Origin of the sequence: Paenibacillus sp. 2003 (assembly GCF_031455635.1) — a bacterium.
Taxonomy (GTDB): Bacteria; Bacillota; Bacilli; order Paenibacillales; family Paenibacillaceae; genus Paenibacillus; species Paenibacillus amylolyticus_B.
Genome location: NZ_JAVDTB010000002.1, coordinates 68,530 through 83,718, shown reverse-complemented (window position 1 = coordinate 83,718; position 15,189 = coordinate 68,530). Strand labels below are relative to the sequence as shown.

The 15,189-nt window shown below is 45.3% G+C and carries 18 protein-coding genes; 16 read left to right on the top strand and 2 right to left on the bottom strand.

Annotated features, from left to right (window positions below; genetic code table 11):
• The first annotated feature begins 10 nt into the window (after window positions 1–10).
• The 4 genes from J2X75_RS12430 to J2X75_RS12415 are packed head-to-tail and all read left to right on the top strand — an operon-like array spanning window position 11 to window position 2,396.
• Complete coding sequence (locus J2X75_RS12430; protein WP_124116061.1) at window positions 11–283, top strand: hypothetical protein; 273 nt, start codon at window positions 11–13, stop codon at window positions 281–283.
• Window positions 270–1,268 (top strand): glycoside hydrolase family protein, encoded by a 999-nt coding sequence (locus tag J2X75_RS12425; RefSeq protein ID WP_310336917.1) that lies wholly within the window; start codon window positions 270–272, stop codon window positions 1,266–1,268. The genes J2X75_RS12430 and J2X75_RS12425 overlap by 14 nt, the downstream gene beginning before the upstream one ends.
• Window positions 1,269–1,270: 2 nt before the next feature.
• Window positions 1,271–1,957, top strand: a complete 687-nt coding sequence (locus tag J2X75_RS12420) for a hypothetical protein (protein ID WP_307534421.1) — start codon at window positions 1,271–1,273, stop codon at window positions 1,955–1,957.
• Window positions 1,958–1,988: 31 nt separating this feature from the next.
• On the top strand, window positions 1,989–2,396 hold the full coding sequence (locus tag J2X75_RS12415; RefSeq protein ID WP_192134129.1) for a GNAT family N-acetyltransferase: 408 nt from the start codon (window positions 1,989–1,991) through the stop codon (window positions 2,394–2,396).
• Between the two features lie 102 nt (window positions 2,397–2,498).
• Here the strand turns inward: J2X75_RS12415 and J2X75_RS12410 are convergent, their stop codons facing one another.
• Complete coding sequence (locus J2X75_RS12410) at window positions 2,499–3,710, bottom strand: chromate transporter (RefSeq protein ID WP_310336915.1); 1,212 nt, start codon at window positions 3,708–3,710, stop codon at window positions 2,499–2,501.
• 255 nt (window positions 3,711–3,965) lie between these two features.
• Here J2X75_RS12410 and J2X75_RS12405 point away from each other — a divergent pair, with 255 nt between their 5' ends.
• From J2X75_RS12405 to J2X75_RS12370, 8 genes are all read left to right on the top strand, one after another.
• Complete coding sequence (locus J2X75_RS12405) at window positions 3,966–4,385, top strand: organic hydroperoxide resistance protein (protein ID WP_017687397.1); 420 nt, start codon at window positions 3,966–3,968, stop codon at window positions 4,383–4,385.
• Between the two features lie 172 nt (window positions 4,386–4,557).
• Entirely contained in the window at window positions 4,558–5,124 is a 567-nt protein-coding gene (locus J2X75_RS12400) for a YdhK family protein (protein ID WP_310336913.1), read from the top strand.
• A gap of 110 nt (window positions 5,125–5,234) precedes the next feature.
• Entirely contained in the window at window positions 5,235–5,414 is a 180-nt protein-coding gene (locus tag J2X75_RS12395) for a hypothetical protein (RefSeq protein ID WP_310336912.1), read from the top strand.
• A gap of 234 nt (window positions 5,415–5,648) precedes the next feature.
• Window positions 5,649–6,248, top strand: a complete 600-nt coding sequence (locus tag J2X75_RS12390; RefSeq protein WP_310336910.1) for a TetR/AcrR family transcriptional regulator — start codon at window positions 5,649–5,651, stop codon at window positions 6,246–6,248.
• A 20-nt stretch (window positions 6,249–6,268) separates the two neighbouring features.
• Window positions 6,269–7,009 carry an SDR family oxidoreductase gene (locus tag J2X75_RS12385; protein ID WP_150364997.1) on the top strand — a complete coding sequence of 247 codons (741 nt, stop codon included), beginning with the start codon at window positions 6,269–6,271 and terminating at the stop codon, window positions 7,007–7,009.
• Between the two features lie 106 nt (window positions 7,010–7,115).
• Window positions 7,116–7,316 (top strand): hypothetical protein, encoded by a 201-nt coding sequence (locus tag J2X75_RS12380; protein ID WP_091014226.1) that lies wholly within the window; start codon window positions 7,116–7,118, stop codon window positions 7,314–7,316.
• 199 nt (window positions 7,317–7,515) lie between these two features.
• The gene (locus tag J2X75_RS12375; protein WP_036614723.1) at window positions 7,516–8,070 is read left to right on the top strand and encodes a stalk domain-containing protein; all 555 of its coding nucleotides are present in this window, start codon (window positions 7,516–7,518) and stop codon (window positions 8,068–8,070) included.
• A gap of 97 nt (window positions 8,071–8,167) precedes the next feature.
• Window positions 8,168–8,485, top strand: a complete 318-nt coding sequence (locus J2X75_RS12370; protein WP_036614722.1) for a DUF1292 domain-containing protein — start codon at window positions 8,168–8,170, stop codon at window positions 8,483–8,485.
• Window positions 8,486–8,693: 208 nt separating this feature from the next.
• On the opposite strand, the gene J2X75_RS12365 is transcribed toward J2X75_RS12370, so the two are convergent.
• Window positions 8,694–10,169, bottom strand: a complete 1,476-nt coding sequence (locus tag J2X75_RS12365; RefSeq protein WP_047844430.1) for an aminotransferase class I/II-fold pyridoxal phosphate-dependent enzyme — start codon at window positions 10,167–10,169, stop codon at window positions 8,694–8,696.
• A gap of 176 nt (window positions 10,170–10,345) precedes the next feature.
• On the opposite strand from J2X75_RS12365, the gene J2X75_RS12360 reads away from it, so the two are divergent.
• From J2X75_RS12360 to J2X75_RS12345, 4 genes are all read left to right on the top strand, one after another.
• Window positions 10,346–11,638 (top strand): MFS transporter, encoded by a 1,293-nt coding sequence (locus J2X75_RS12360; RefSeq protein ID WP_310336905.1) that lies wholly within the window; start codon window positions 10,346–10,348, stop codon window positions 11,636–11,638.
• Window positions 11,639–11,891: 253 nt separating this feature from the next.
• Complete coding sequence (locus J2X75_RS12355; RefSeq protein ID WP_076211433.1) at window positions 11,892–12,491, top strand: hypothetical protein; 600 nt, start codon at window positions 11,892–11,894, stop codon at window positions 12,489–12,491.
• 172 nt (window positions 12,492–12,663) lie between these two features.
• Window positions 12,664–14,073 (top strand): NADP-dependent phosphogluconate dehydrogenase, encoded by a 1,410-nt coding sequence (gndA, locus tag J2X75_RS12350; protein ID WP_124116071.1) that lies wholly within the window; start codon window positions 12,664–12,666, stop codon window positions 14,071–14,073.
• Between the two features lie 593 nt (window positions 14,074–14,666).
• The gene (locus J2X75_RS12345) at window positions 14,667–15,176 is read left to right on the top strand and encodes a shikimate kinase (protein WP_223868845.1); all 510 of its coding nucleotides are present in this window, start codon (window positions 14,667–14,669) and stop codon (window positions 15,174–15,176) included.
• Window positions 15,177–15,189 lie beyond the last annotated feature (13 nt).

Genomic DNA, 15,189 nt, shown 5'->3' with positions numbered 1-15,189 from the left:
AGGGATTAATATGAAGGATCAACATTATCCGGGCGTACCAATGAAAGGGACAATGGCTGATTACAACGGTAAAGGAAATAAAGGAATGAACAAAATGAAAGCGTATTCATATGATGCTAGAATTCGTCCTATCATTCGTATTACTCAGGTGCCGGCTGCGAATGTGGGTAATGTTGTTGATTATTCAATCCTATTAGAGGACACTTCGGATGTTTTAGATTTGCGACCGGTAAATGGTAATCCCCTGCTCACGAAGGAGTTGAGTTCCTATGTCTACGACTGAGAATATTGCTCAGGCAGCACTCGACGCAGCGATGAAGGCCAACAGGGCCATTGCGCCTTTTGATTATTGCGATGCAGAATCCAGACGGATGTACACGCCTCAATTTGATAAAAAAATGGACAATCCTATGTATACCGCCGCAATGGCTGGTCTTCAATCGATCTATTGGTTTCGGGCGATCAAAGTGAAGGGGCTTATCCCTGATGCAAAAGCAGATTATTATGCTACGTATTCTACCAACCATAATCATATCGGAGGAATTGGACTAGCCTACTCGAACAGCCCAACAGGACCATGGACCAAACACGGACAGGTGTATCTCGATACTGTGGTTGGGAATTCGACGGAAACTCCATTTGTGATCTGGAACGATGAAGAACAATTGTTCTTTATGTATTATCAACAAAACGGACTGGGGATCAATCAATCAACGGCACTTGCGACCTCTGTAGACATGATTAACTGGACAAGAGTGGGTTTGATTTTGGACAAACCTCCCGGGTTCCCTGGTGATGGTCATACCGGTTACTTCTCGTGTTTCAGAAATGGCGGCAAATGGATCGGTTTCTCGGTGATGGGCGGTGGTGACTTTGGTCGTAAATGTATCTGGCATTCACATGACGGACGTAGCTGGTTAGCTGATCCAAGACCATTAATGGGTGGTAATGATGCCACTTTAACAGCGGGAGAAAACATTTCGAGATCCAATGCTGGTGTATTTATGTACAAAGGGAGCATGTGGTGGCTGGGCATGTTATCGGCTTATGCTTCCGGTGGGGTTACGACTGTAGCTCGACCTGCCATTGCCAAGATCAGCGCAGACTTCCGTCAACTGCTGGACAAACCTACAGATATATATTTTCCGGCATTGACTTGGGAAACGACGAACATGCAGTCCTTGATGGTGTCCGTTATGGACGGTGTAGTTTACGTGTATTACAATACCGATCATAATATCGGTGTAGCCTATTCGGTGGGGGTGTAGAGATGGTTATACGTGATGCAGCGGGTCAGATCGTGCCATTTGGAAAGGTTCACAAACAGCTTGTGGCCGATTTTCTTTACGGAACGTTACCGGATTGGGTGGAGGTAGTGGGCAATCCTACGTTTGAGCCTTTGCCCGACAGAGGGACCATAACCGTTACAACACCGACAACGGCAGGAGCCACGGCAGAGTTGAAAATGAAACATCTGATTGACAGCTCGAAAGTAACAGCAATTGCAATCACTTTGGAAGCGCTACAATTAAACGGGAACATTGGAATTTCAGTTCAGGTTGGCATTAAATCAAAGGATAGCAAAGCCGGAATCACCTTTTTTCAAAACGTAAATCAGAAGTATGGTATGGTCCGTGCCTATAAAGCAGATGGAACGTACACGGATTTTAATCAAAACATGGTGTTCTTCACCACACATGGCGTAGCAGGAGATGAGGCACAGAACCGTAAGAATCTCACTGTGCTGCTCTGTACCGGATTACAGTTCTCAGCTGGACTCGAGAGACCGTCCGTATGGCTTGGTGCGGATGATCAGTATGGTGGTGTTGCTGCTGACCTTAGCGGTGGTTTGTTCCAACATGGAGAACTGCAATGTCTTTTGAAACTGACTACAAGCAAGGCAGAGGCCAAGTATTTCAAATGTGCACAGATGAAAGTGGATATTTGGAGCAACTGAACTAAAATGGAGTAGATAGAGGAGGTATCTGATGAGAGAATCGATACATTATTCAATAGAACCACCTGAGAGCTTCGACCAATTATTAACGCTATATGAATCTTTGGGATGGAATTCGCTGAATTTATCTCAACATGAATTGGAACGTATGTGCAAACAAAGTTGGTATGCAATGTATGCTTATGATCAGCAGCGCTTAGTGGGCATGGGGCGTGTAATATCAGATGGAGTGATAACAGGTATAATATGCGGGGTAGGCGTTCTGCCTGACTATCAATCTCAAGGAATAGGTACAGAATTAATGAAACGAATCGTTGAGCATTGCGAGAAAAATAAGGTCATTCCACAACTGATGTGCACGGAAGGTTTGGAAACCTACTACGCAAAACTGGGATTTGAGAAGTTTACGATTGGAATGACGAAGAGGATAAATCGATAATCTGCATGAAGCGGTAAAAAAGGTATGCTTAGAATAATCGGGTACCCGTACACTTGAACATTTTGAAAAAAAAGTGTTCAAGTGTACGGGTACCTTTTTTATTTAGAGAAGGTTGATGATTGTACCGCCTGCTGCACCAGCAACGACAACGATCCACGGTGGTACTTTCCAAAAAACGAGCATTAGAAACAACATGCATACCAGTGCAAAATCAACAGGAGTCAGGATCGCAGTTGTCCAAAGTGGATCGTACAACGACGCCAACAAAATACCTACTACGGCAGCATTAATTCCGGTTAATGCTCCTTGAATTTTAGAACTTTTACATAACGAATTCCAAAAGGGCAATGCTCCTACGATAAGAAGGAACGCTGGCAAAAAGATAGCAATCGTTGCAACCAAAGCACCCGGAACCCCACGCATCATCGCTCCTAAATAGCCGGCAAAGGTGAACAATGGTCCTGGTACAGCTTGTGCTGCTCCATATCCCGCCAAAAAGTCGGAATTGTTGATCAGGCCCGTAGGGACGAATTCACGTTCCAGTAACGGAAGTACAACATGCCCTCCACCAAATACAAGTGACCCTGAACGGTAGAAGCTATCAAAGAATAACAGCCATCCCGAACGATCAAAGGGTGTGAGTACCGGGAGAAGAATCAGGATTCCAAAGAACGTAGCCAAACATAATATTGCCAAGTTACGACTCACAGGAACAGACAAGTCTGCTGTCTTAATACTTGTCATTTTTCTAAAATGGATCATGCCTACTATGCCTGCAATAACAATAAAAAGGATTGGAGTGAACGCAGTCTGCCATATAAGAGTCGCCGCAGCAGTAAAGATAGCGATGGTTGCCCTGTAACGGTCAGGAGTTAGTTTTTGCCCCATGCCCAATATCGCTTGAGCGACAATAGCTACAGCAACAATCTTAAGGCCGTGAATCCAGCCAGTACTGCTGATATCAAATCCTTGAAGAAGGAAAGCGAACAAAACTAAAGCAATGACAGAAGGAAGTGTGAAACCAAGCCAAGCCATCAGTCCCCCCAGCAAACCTCCGCGGATGATGCCAATTCCAATCCCGACTTGACTGCTGGCAGGCCCGGGCAAAAATTGACATAGCGCAACTAAATCTGCATAGCTTCGTTCATCCATCCATTTCCTACGGCGAACATATTCTTCATGAAAGTAACCAAGATGAGCGATCGGTCCTCCAAATGAAGTAAGGCCGAGTTTGGTTGATACAGCCAGCACCTCATAGAGAGCCCTGGATTTATGTTTGGGCTTGTCCGGGGTTAGAAATGATTTATTCTCCAAACGTGTTATCCCTCCTTAGGTTTTACTTAGGTTATCCGATGGTGACAGTTAAGAAAGGACAAATTTCCTCTACCGATGACTACAATTATAATCCTTATCATCGCTATTCGTTTAAACGCAGCATTAAACTGTATTATTTTTTTTCATTAACTATTTACACACACAATTAAATTGTGTACAATGTAATTGTTAGCGATACAAGAGAAGTCGAATTTTAATCAACATAAATCCAATCAACTAAAGGAGTTTTCACAAATGAAAACATTATATGAAACAACAGTCATCAATACAGGTGGACGTCAAGGAATCGTACAATCCCCAGATAACGTGTTTATGTTGGATGTTGCGGCACCGCCTGAACTGGGAGGACAAGTGACGACAGCTACCAATCCGGAGCAGTTGTTTGCAGCAGGGTATAGTGCTTGTTTTAACTCCGCACTGGAGTTTCAATTGAAGAAACACAAAGTTGAAATTGAAAGAAGTACTGTAGCTGCAACCGTAATGTTGGTGACAGACTCTGAGGACAACGGCGTGAAGCTTCAAGTCGATTTGGAAGTTAAAATTCTTGGTCTGGATGAGGAGACAGCACAAAAGTTTGTGAAACTTGCCCATGACTACTGCCCATATTCCAAAGGAATCAAAGGGAACGTGAATGTTAACGTGGAACTCGCGTAATCACTGATACTATTTGTTATTGATAAGAAGCCTCCGAGAAATCGGAGGTTTTTTTGTATTATTTTGCTCCGTTCTAAGATGTGCTTTGCTCGGAAAAAGCACTATTAATGATTGCAACATACCTATAGGGGGTATAATGAATGGTATAAATAGAATTAAAGGAGTGCAGAACATGAAAAAGTACGTATTGACCATATCGACTATATTGATTACAAGCAGTTTGGTTTTGAGTGGATGTGGCAAGGAGACTCGACAGACTATTAAAAGTAACGATGGCAGTCATACAGCTGCCGCAGGTGAGATGCACCATTCTGAATCGGGAGAGCTACCGAAAGAACTGCGTGAAAAAAACAATCCCACCTTTCCAATAGGAAGCCAGGCAATGATGAGTGCCGACCACATGTCAGGCATGAAGGGTGCGAAAGCAAAGATCGTTGGAGCATATGAGACTACGGTATATGCAGTTACGTATACGCCAACCACAGGCGGAGATCCCGTGCATAATCATAAATGGGTTATCCATGAGGAAATAGAGGACCATACGGATCAATCGTATGCGGCAGGTTCTGAGGTAGTGTTGAGCGCTGATCACATGAAGGGAATGAAGGGTGCCAAGGCCACAATTGATTCTGCTGAACAGACAACGGTATATATGGTTGATTATACTCCTACAACAGGTGGAGATTCGATAAAGAATCACAAATGGGTCACAGAAGAAGAATTATCTGCTATCCAATAGAACCATTTGCGTGAAACAGCCCTTTTTATGCAGAAAAATCAATTTCATACTCAATTATGGGTTATAATGGTATTAGGATTACACAAAACTGCTGAAAGGGGAATGTACTCATGATGGATTTTGGCAAACCACCCCATGGCTCGGAGACCGATACACACCGTCAGCGACATCAGGAGAATGAACAGAAATACCTGTCCGGAGGCAAGAGCATTTGGTATGAAATCAGCAACTGGCTCATTCTCGGAGGTATCCTCCTTGTCATATTTTTATTATTTAAATACGTTTTTTAAATGCACCAATGGTGACTATACTAACTATTGTCAATTGTAGAGCGTCTTAATATACATGATAAGTAAGGCAAGAGAGCCCAGTTTTAATGGGCTCTTTTTTTGTTATGACTTCATTGGACGTTAAAATGATAAATGATACAAATGACAAAAATCAATATTTGTCATTTGTTATCAAGTGTGTTAATCTAACCTCAATGGAGGTGGCAAGAGGATGGTGTTAACCATCTCGTTAATATGGTAAAAGACAAAACTTCTGAATTTCTCACTAAAGAGCAGATTATTGCAGCTACACAGGAAACGATAAGACGCTTCGGTGCTGCCAAAACATCCGTCACCGATGTCGCCAAATTACTCGGAGTCAGTCATGGAACGATATACAGGCATTATGTCAGCAAGAAGGCATTGCTTGAAGGTGTCACTGAACAATGGCTTGAAGAAGAAATAATCACACCTTTAACTCTGGTAACCCAGGATGAGAAAAACGCAAGTGAAGGTACACATCATCTGAAAGTATATATAGAAACATTAATACATCTTAAATGTCATTATGCTGAGTCAGATCCCGAATTATTTGAGATGTATGCGCGGGTTACCCAAGAATCAGCTGATCTAATCCGCAAACATGTGGAGCATCTTATTCACCATTTGAGCGAAATTATTCGCGGGAATCAACAGTTTAAGTTCAGTGATCCTCAGGTAATAGCAGCGGCTATTCTTCATGCAACGGCTCGTTTCCATCACCCGGCACATGCCTATGAATGGCGTAGTGATACGATAGATAATGAATTTGCACAGGTATGGTTATTAGTCGAACACGGTTTATCCAAATATTAGTGAAGAGGATGGGAGATCGAATGAACAAATTATCAGGTAAGGTCGCTTTGGTAACAGGATCGTCGCGAGGTATTGGACGTGCAATTGCGGAGCAACTCGCGGAGCTTGGAGCCGATGTGGTGATTAATTATGCAAGTCGTCCGGACAAAGCAGAAGAGATAGCAGAGATTGTTCGGCAAAAAGGAGTTCGTGCCATTACCGTGCAAGCAGATTTGGCGCGGAAGGAAGATGTGGAACGTCTGTTTTCCCAAACGATCAGCGAGCTTGGCAAAGTGGATATTCTAATCAATAATGCAGGTATAATGAAGACAACCCCTTTGGCAGAAGTGACAGAGGAAGAATTTGATCAGCAGTTTGCCATTAACGTGAAGGGTACTTTCTTTGCTTGTCAACAAGCGCTTAAACATATGGAAGATGGAGGACGTATTGTGAATTTTTCTACCTCTGTAACAGGACAGATGTTTCCCAACTACAGCGTGTATGCAGGAACCAAGGGGGCGGTAGAGCAGATTACCCGTCAACTAGCTAAGGAGTTTGGTTCTAAACAAATTACGATTAATGCAGTCGCACCAGGTCCGGTTAACACGGAGTTGTTCTCGGTTGGCAAGACGGAGCAACAGCTAGAAGGAATCCGTAAAATGAATGCATTTGGTCGTCTGGGTGAGCCGGAAGACATCGCGAGTGTCATTTCATTTCTGGTTGGAACGGATTCACAATGGGTTACAGGTCAGACGATCCGGGTAAATGGTGGCTTTATTTAACATAACCGAGATCAGGAAGTTTGATCATTGCGTTTGACACACAACCGGGCGAATCCCCATATGATGCATTACATTAGTAAGCACTTGGGGAAATGGGGAATCCGGGATGGCAAAAGCAAAGGGCAAGAAAACTCCCGCATTAAAGAGTGACAAAATTCGTGTATCCATGAAGTTGGTCACTTCGGATGTATGTGAGAGATGTAAGACACCATGTACGCGAGGCATGGATTATGCTGCACGTATGAGAATTGAAGGGGCTTTAGGCAAGGGCGTTCCCTGTATATTGACCCGCCATACTTCTTCATAACTCTTCGTATAATCCCGTATATATAACAATTATAGATCAGGGGCATCCTTTAATGAGGATCGCCTCTTTTTGTGCATTCCAAGGGGTGGAAAAAATTCTGGATAAAAAATGAAAAATGATGAAAAACAGCGCAACTTTGTGGATGAATCTGCAGTATAAATGTACAACAGCTAGCAGCAGGGGAGGGAATATTGACGGGATGAAATGGAAACGAATATTGCTTTGTGTCACGGTATTCTCCTTGCTCGGCGGGTCTTTATTGTTTGCAGATTCGGTGAACGAGAAGATTCGTGTTCTCATTAACGGCAAGGAAGCAGCTGATGGAGGTTATCTCATTGATGGAACGACCTATGTACCTGTAAGAGAAGCCGGAGGCGTCGTCAAATGGGACAGCAGTAACAAGAGAGTAACGGTGATCAAACCGAATGTACATATTTTTCTCTTCAAGGGAGACACTGTATTTGGCAACGTTAACGTAGGTAAGCTGAAATTCAATGTATTTTCACAAGTGGACAGTCTGACAGCAGATGTAGCTGCCGTGAAAGTAACAATCACTAACCCGAGCGGTCAGGTGAAGGATATCCAGTCCCAGGAGCTCACGACCCAGAAGGATAACTTCTGGTTCCGCACATATGATTTTACGTACGATTTCAGTCGTGCCGGCAAGTATCAGGTCGGCTTTCATATTAAAGAAAATGCAAACAGCAGCTACGTCCTGGTAGCGGAGAAAATCATTACAGCGCTGAACGATTGAAGCGAAAATTACCCTGTGAGTTAAATTGACCTGGGTCATTGAACATGTTACGATATGCAAGGTTACACAATTTCTATTTATAAAGCGAGGTATTTCAATGAGCGATCACACACATGAACACGGCGATGGCTGCGGATGCGGGCAAGACCACGACCACGACCACGAGCATGAAGAAGTCCTTCTCACATTAACAGACGAGAACGGCCAAGACGTGGAGATGGTTTTGGTGGAGACGTTTGACGTGGAGAAGCATGTTTATGCGCTCCTGCTGGAACGTAACAATCCTGAAGCTGACGGCATCATCCTGCGTATGGAAGAAGAAGACGAGGAAATGGTGCTCTACAATATTGAAGACGAAGAAGAGTGGAACCGCGTTGAAGCGGCTTACAACGAACTCGTTGCATCACAAGAATAGTCATTCTTTTGGAACATAACATGAAGGCTCCTTGATCTCAGGGGGCCTTTTGTTTGTTTTTTTAAGAGGTATATGAGCATGTACACCACCGGTTTGAACGACGAAATAGACGGGAAAATGCAAACTCGCTTGTCTCATAAAATAAAAAAGGACCAAGCTAGGGCTTGGTCCTTTAAGTTTATACCCTGCACAGCGCAAGGGAGTTGTTTTAGAAAATGGCATCGGCTTCCACGATCACTTTAACGTTGGTTACGCTGCGATCTTCGGGTCCTTTGACGGGTAATCCAACTTCGACATGATCGATGATGTAGTCGATATTTTCCTGGGTGATAACCTCACCCGGTAACAGGATTGGAATTCCTGGCGGATAGACATAGATGAATTCCGAGATAATACGTCCTGCGGATTCCTTAAACGGAATCACTTCGGTATCACCGTAGAATGCATCACGTGGAGTCAGCATCAACTGTGGAATATCCGGAACTTTTACGACCAGTTCATGGGCTGGGTTCACTTGATAATAGGTGCGGGAGAGATCCTGCAAAGCGTTCAGCAAGATATCGACACTGTCATCCGTATCTCCTGGCGTGATGAGACACAGAATATTGTACATATCACTAAGTTCAACCTCGATGTTGTAATGTTCACGCAGCCAGTTCTCTGTCTCATACCCTGTAATGCCCAGATGGCGAACATGGATCGTTACTTTGGTTGGATCATAGTTGAAGGTCGCTTCTGTACCCAGAAGCTCTCTACCGAAGCAATACAGGCCATCCATATCGTTAATCGAACGTCTGGCAAACTCAGCTAGTTCAATCGCCTTCTGTGCAATTTCACGACCGTGGAGTGCCAGGTTACGTCTTGATGTATCGAGTGAAGCAAGCAAAATGTATGAAGTTGATGTTGAGGTGAGCAGACTCAGGATCGTCTGTACACGCTGTGGATTCACGAACCCATTCTTCGTGTTCAGGTTGAGTACGGAACTCTGTGTCATGGAGCCACCAAGCTTGTGAACACTGGTTGCAGCCATATCGGCACCTGCTGCCATCGCAGACAACGGCAGATCCTCATGGAAATGAATGAGTACGCCATGTGCTTCATCAACAAGTACAGGGACTTGGTAGCTGTGTGCCAGCTCAACAATCTCTTTAAGATCGGTAACCACGCCGTAATAGGTCGGGTTAATTACAAGTAATGCCTTGGCATCTGGATGACGCTCAAGTGCGCGACGGATAGACTGTGTGGTCACTCCGTGGTCAATGCCCAGATTGGCATCTTGAGAAGGAGAAACAAATACGGGTTTGGCGCCTGAGAAAATAATGGCGGACAAAACCGATTTATGCACATTACGGGGCACAATAATTTTGTCACCCGGTGAACATACAGACAGAATCATGGTCATAATGGCACTGCTTGTGCCTTGTACACTAAAATAGGTATAATCGGCTCCGAAGGCATCTGCTGCCAAAATCTGTGCTTCCTGAATGACACCGGTTGGCTGATGCAGGTCATCCAACGGTGCGATGTTAATCAAATCTATGGAGAAGGCATTATCGCCAATAAATTCACGGAATTCGGTATCCGCTCCCAATCCTTTTTTATGGCCCGGAATATGAAACTGTACCGGATTGAGTGCCGCATGATTTTTTAAAGCGGTAAACAGCGGCGTACGGTGGTGATTCATCAGTGCTGTCACAACCCTTCCTAATAAAATTGGTAAACAAAGATGAGTATAGCAAATTAAGAACCGAATGCAACAGTATAATCGACAATTTTTTAAATTGCCGAGATTTGGGCACATTCCCCACGGTTACACTAAGGATAGGGAATAGGCAAATGAACACCGAAAGGGGAAAAAGAATGCAAACCGATACAAAACCAGCCAAAATTTTGCGATCACCATTTTTTATCGCGATGTGGCTGACACTTTTTCTAGTTGAAATTATCAAAGGAGCCCTGTTGGTAGCTGTTTTGCCCGTGTACATGGATAATATACTGGGTCTGTCTGCAGGCGTCATTGGTGTGGCATTTGCTCTTCAATATCTGGGAGATAATCTGTTCCGGGCGCCTTCCGGCTGGGCAGCAGAACGGATCGGGTTCCGCGCAACGATGGTTACAGCACTAATCTGTACCTTAATCGCTGTTATTATGATCCTTTTTCTCAAAAGTGCCTTTGGACTGGCCATGGCCTGTCTCATTCTTGGCATTGGTACGTCACCACTCTGGCCTTGCGCCATGACAGGGGTGACGGCGATGTCAGGCCCACAGAACAAGAATGGTACAGCGATGGGGGCGCTGGAGATGGCTGCTCTCGGCGGAACGGGGCTTGGACCTATAGGCATGAACTGGCTGCTGGAGCGCACGCATCATGATTATCGAACTATATTCCTCGTGCTGATGGGTTGTGCCATTCTTGTTATTCTGGTGGCTATGATTCTTCCTGGACGTGTCATTGTTGAAGGAGAGCATACCGAGCAAGCGGCGAAGAATGGAGATGTGAAATATCCAGCCAAACCGAATCTGCTCACGCCGTTCATCCGGCTGCAAAAGAGTGTGAAGGGCACACTGCAACGGGTACGCAGCACGCTTAATGTTAATCCACTGGTGTATCCTGCCTTGTTTATGCAGTCGTTTGTCATTGGGCTGCTCAGTCCAGTAATCACGCTATATACACGCACAGATCTGCACATCTCACCGAACCTTTACAGTTTGTTGCTGATTGCGGGAGGTGGAATAACCGTTATTGCCTTACTGCCTGTAGGTAAAATGGTAGACAGGTTTGGCACGAAACCGTTCCTGAACGTTGGTTTTTTGATGGCGGCTGCGAGTCTGTTCGCATTCTCCTCCATAACATCCATTCCGGTGGTGTTTGGTGTTGTGATGCTGGTGGGCATCAGTTATGCCATGATTTTGCCCGCCTGGAATGCTTTTGTAGCCACACTGATTCCGAAAGGAGAGCGGGGAGCGATCTGGGGATTTTTCCTTACATTGCAGGGATCAGGCATGGTTGTCGGCCCTATTGTTTCCGGGCTGCTGTGGGACCATGTGAGCCATCCGGCCCCATTCATTGGCAGTGCCATCGTCATGGCAGGACTTGCCGTTGTGCACTTTGTGTTATCCCGCAATCCGTTTCGCACCGCTCCGGCCAAATAAGCAAAAGAAAAGGGAGTTCCACCGACCGTCTTGGTTGTGGAGCTCCCTTTTTCGCATCCATTATATCACGATAATCGGGGGCTTGCCCCTGTGCGTCTGCGGAAAGCTGCAATCCTGCGGTCCTTTCGGTGAAAAATAGTCAAATAACCAAGTACCCTTACATAAAATGAAGTATAAAATAGGGTAAGCCGATTGAGTAGAAGCGATTGAAGACGAGGGCCGGAGTTGATCCGGTACAGATGGAGGGAGTGCCGTGAATAAGAGTTATGAAGTTGAATATTGCAATCTGGAGCTGCGGTTCAACCGTCGGCATATCCAAAATTTGATCAGAGACCTTATTCGTGAGGGATATTCACTATATTGGAGCGAGGACGAATCCTTTTTTATTCTGTCAGTCCGGACCGGTCGCAAGCTGGTAAAGCTCCGCTTTCAACAGACACGCACGGGGAACTACAAGATGACTGGAGATTATATCATTAAGGATGCAAAGCTTGCAGAGTGGCTGGAGAAGCTGATTGGAGATACACGCGGGCATGCGGTTGTGAAGCGGTTTAAGGATCAGCAGATGACCGTGGAAAACATTTTGTTCGGTGAAGTCATTCGGCTCGTGGAAGTGTCCGGATTCAAACAGCGTGTCATTTTTCAAAAGGAACCTGCGCCGACGGCGGAAGAGATGGAAGAAATGTTCCTCTCGCGTGAAGGCGAGGAAAGGCTCATGTTGTTGCGCATGGAAGTGGACGATGAACTGGAGCGCCTCTACACGGCCATGCAGATGGATAATATCGAAAAAGCGAATGCTTGCCGTGAAGTCTTAAAACAGTTGTCTGGACATCTGTTAATGTTGGAAGGGTGACAAGATAAGGCCGTATTTATGAAAATACGATGAACACCTCAGCAGATTGGGGTGTTTTCTCGTTGCGTAGCTGTGCCACGGGGTTCACTTCTATACATAAAACCGTTAAAATGGGAGTATTGTTGAGAATTTATTTCAATAAAATTAATTGGAGCAAAGGATGGAGGACCAGATGACAAAACAACAAATTGGCGTAATTGGCCTGGCTGTCATGGGCAAAAATTTGGCCCTTAACATTGAAAGCAAAGGTTTCTCAGTATCGGTATATAACCGTTCCCCGGAGAAAACCAATGATCTTCTGAAAGAAGCTGAAGGTAAAAACCTGACAGGCTCATTCTCCATTGAAGAGTTCGTAGCATCCCTGGAATCCCCGCGCAAAATTTTGATCATGGTACAAGCCGGCAAAGCGACCGACGCTACCATTGAACAACTGCTTCCTCACCTGGATGAGGGCGACATCATCATTGATGGAGGGAACGCATACTTCCCTGACACGCAACGTCGCAGCAAAGAGTTGGAAGACAAAGGCATTCGTTTCATCGGTACAGGTGTATCCGGTGGTGAAGAAGGCGCACTGAAAGGCCCTTCCATCATGCCAGGTGGACAGGAAAGTGCTTATAAACTGGTTGAACCGATCCTGACGGCGATCTCGGCCAAAGTCGGTGACGATCCATGTTGTACATATATTGGACCAGACGGTGCCGGACACTATGTGAAAATGGTGCATAACGGTATCGAGTACGGAGACATGCAGTTGATTGGTGAAGCGTACCACTTGCTCAAATCCGTACTGAACGTTTCCGTTGAAGAGCTTCATGCAATCTTTACGGAATGGAATCAAGGGGAGCTGGACAGCTACCTGATCGAAATCACTGCAGATATCTTCTCCAAATACGATCCAGAAACGGGCAAACCAATGGTTGACGTCATTCTGGACGCGGCTGGACAAAAAGGAACAGGTAAATGGACAAGCCAAAGCGCGCTGGATCTCGGCGTACCATTGTCCATGATTACAGAATCCGTATTCTCCCGTTTCCTGTCTGCCATGAAGGACGAGCGTGTAGCAGCTAGCAAAATCCTGAGTGGACCAGCGACTGAAGCGTTCTCCGGCGACAAAAAAGCGTTCATCGAGAGCGTGCGTAAAGCCCTCTTCGCAAGTAAAATCGTATCCTACGCACAAGGATTTGCACAAATGCGTGCAGCTTCCGACGAGTATGGCTGGGATCTGAAATACGGCAACATTGCCATGATCTTCCGTGGTGGCTGCATCATCCGTTCGCAGTTCCTGCAAAACATCAAGGAAGCTTATGATAAAGACGCAGCTCTGAAAAACTTGCTCTTGGATCCTTACTTCCAAAACATCGTTGAGTCTTATCAAGGGGCATGGCGTGAAGTTGTAGCGGCTGCTGTAAAACAAGGTGTTCCGGTACCTGGCTTCTCCAGCGCTCTTTCTTACTACGACAGCTACCGTACAGAGCGTCTGCCAGCAAACTTGCTGCAAGCTCAACGTGACTACTTCGGTGCTCACACGTTCAAACGTGTGGACAAAGAAGGCAGCTTCCACCACAACTGGATGGAGTAGTACCACCTATACAAGTCTATTAGATTTGGCCAAAGTACCCTTAAGCAGGAGCTTTGGCCTGCTAAGGGGCTCAAAAGAGGTTTGGTGTTCCGGTGATTGCCGGTTAACGCTGGGCCTCTTTTTTACTGTGTTATACAGTAATAATGTTGATGGAGAAGATATGTAGCTGGTTCTAGACATAACGAACATGAGACACTCTATTTTGGCAAAATGAGCCGATTCTATTTTTTAACGAACTCAGATGGCCCTATTTCAATAATTCGCAGCGAGATGTCGAGGTTTTGATGGTGATTTTTGGAAATAAGTTTACTGAGATTCGTTAGAAGTTTAACTGCGCCTATTTTACGTAAATAAGTCCATTGGAGTTCGTTAGTTTGCTGGGATGGTTACTGATTGAGACGTTTGGAGGCTCATAACTGCTTGAGGGTAATCTGACGTAGGCTTAGATGCCGGGAGTTACTTGATCTGTCTTGGAAGTACTTGCAGATGGTCGAAAGGAAGTCGGTTAGGAGATGGTCTTTCCCAGTCCGCAGGGCTGTGTTATGATAGGACAAAAGTGCTCACGAATTGCTTGAATTAAAGGAGTGTACACCTTGAGCAAGTCTAACAATATTATTCTCATCGGTATGATGGGAACCGGCAAATCAACCGTCGCTGACATGCTTGCACGCGAGCTTGGTTATCGATTGATTGATGTAGACGCCGCGGTGGAAAAAGAGGAAGGCTGTACGATTCCGGAACTGTTCACTGGCAAGGGAGAGACGTATTTCCGTGATGCCGAGAGCCGCATGTTATGCTCGATGCTGGAGAAGAAGTCACAGGTCATAGCGACCGGAGGTGGCGTGGTGCTGCGTTCGGATAATTGTGACGTGATGTTGAAAAATGGTTGGGTTGTTGCCTTGACTGCTGATCCGGCAGTGATTGTAGAGCGTGTTAGTGGCTGTGACAATCGTCCACTCCTCGCAGGCAATGCAGAGGAACGCATTCAGGCAATTATGGAAGAACGGAAAGACGCATATCGGTTCGCACATTATACGGTGGATACAACCGAGTTATCCGCTGCTGAAGTGACTCGTTTAATTTTAGCGCATTACCGCGTCTAAGCTTGTTATCATC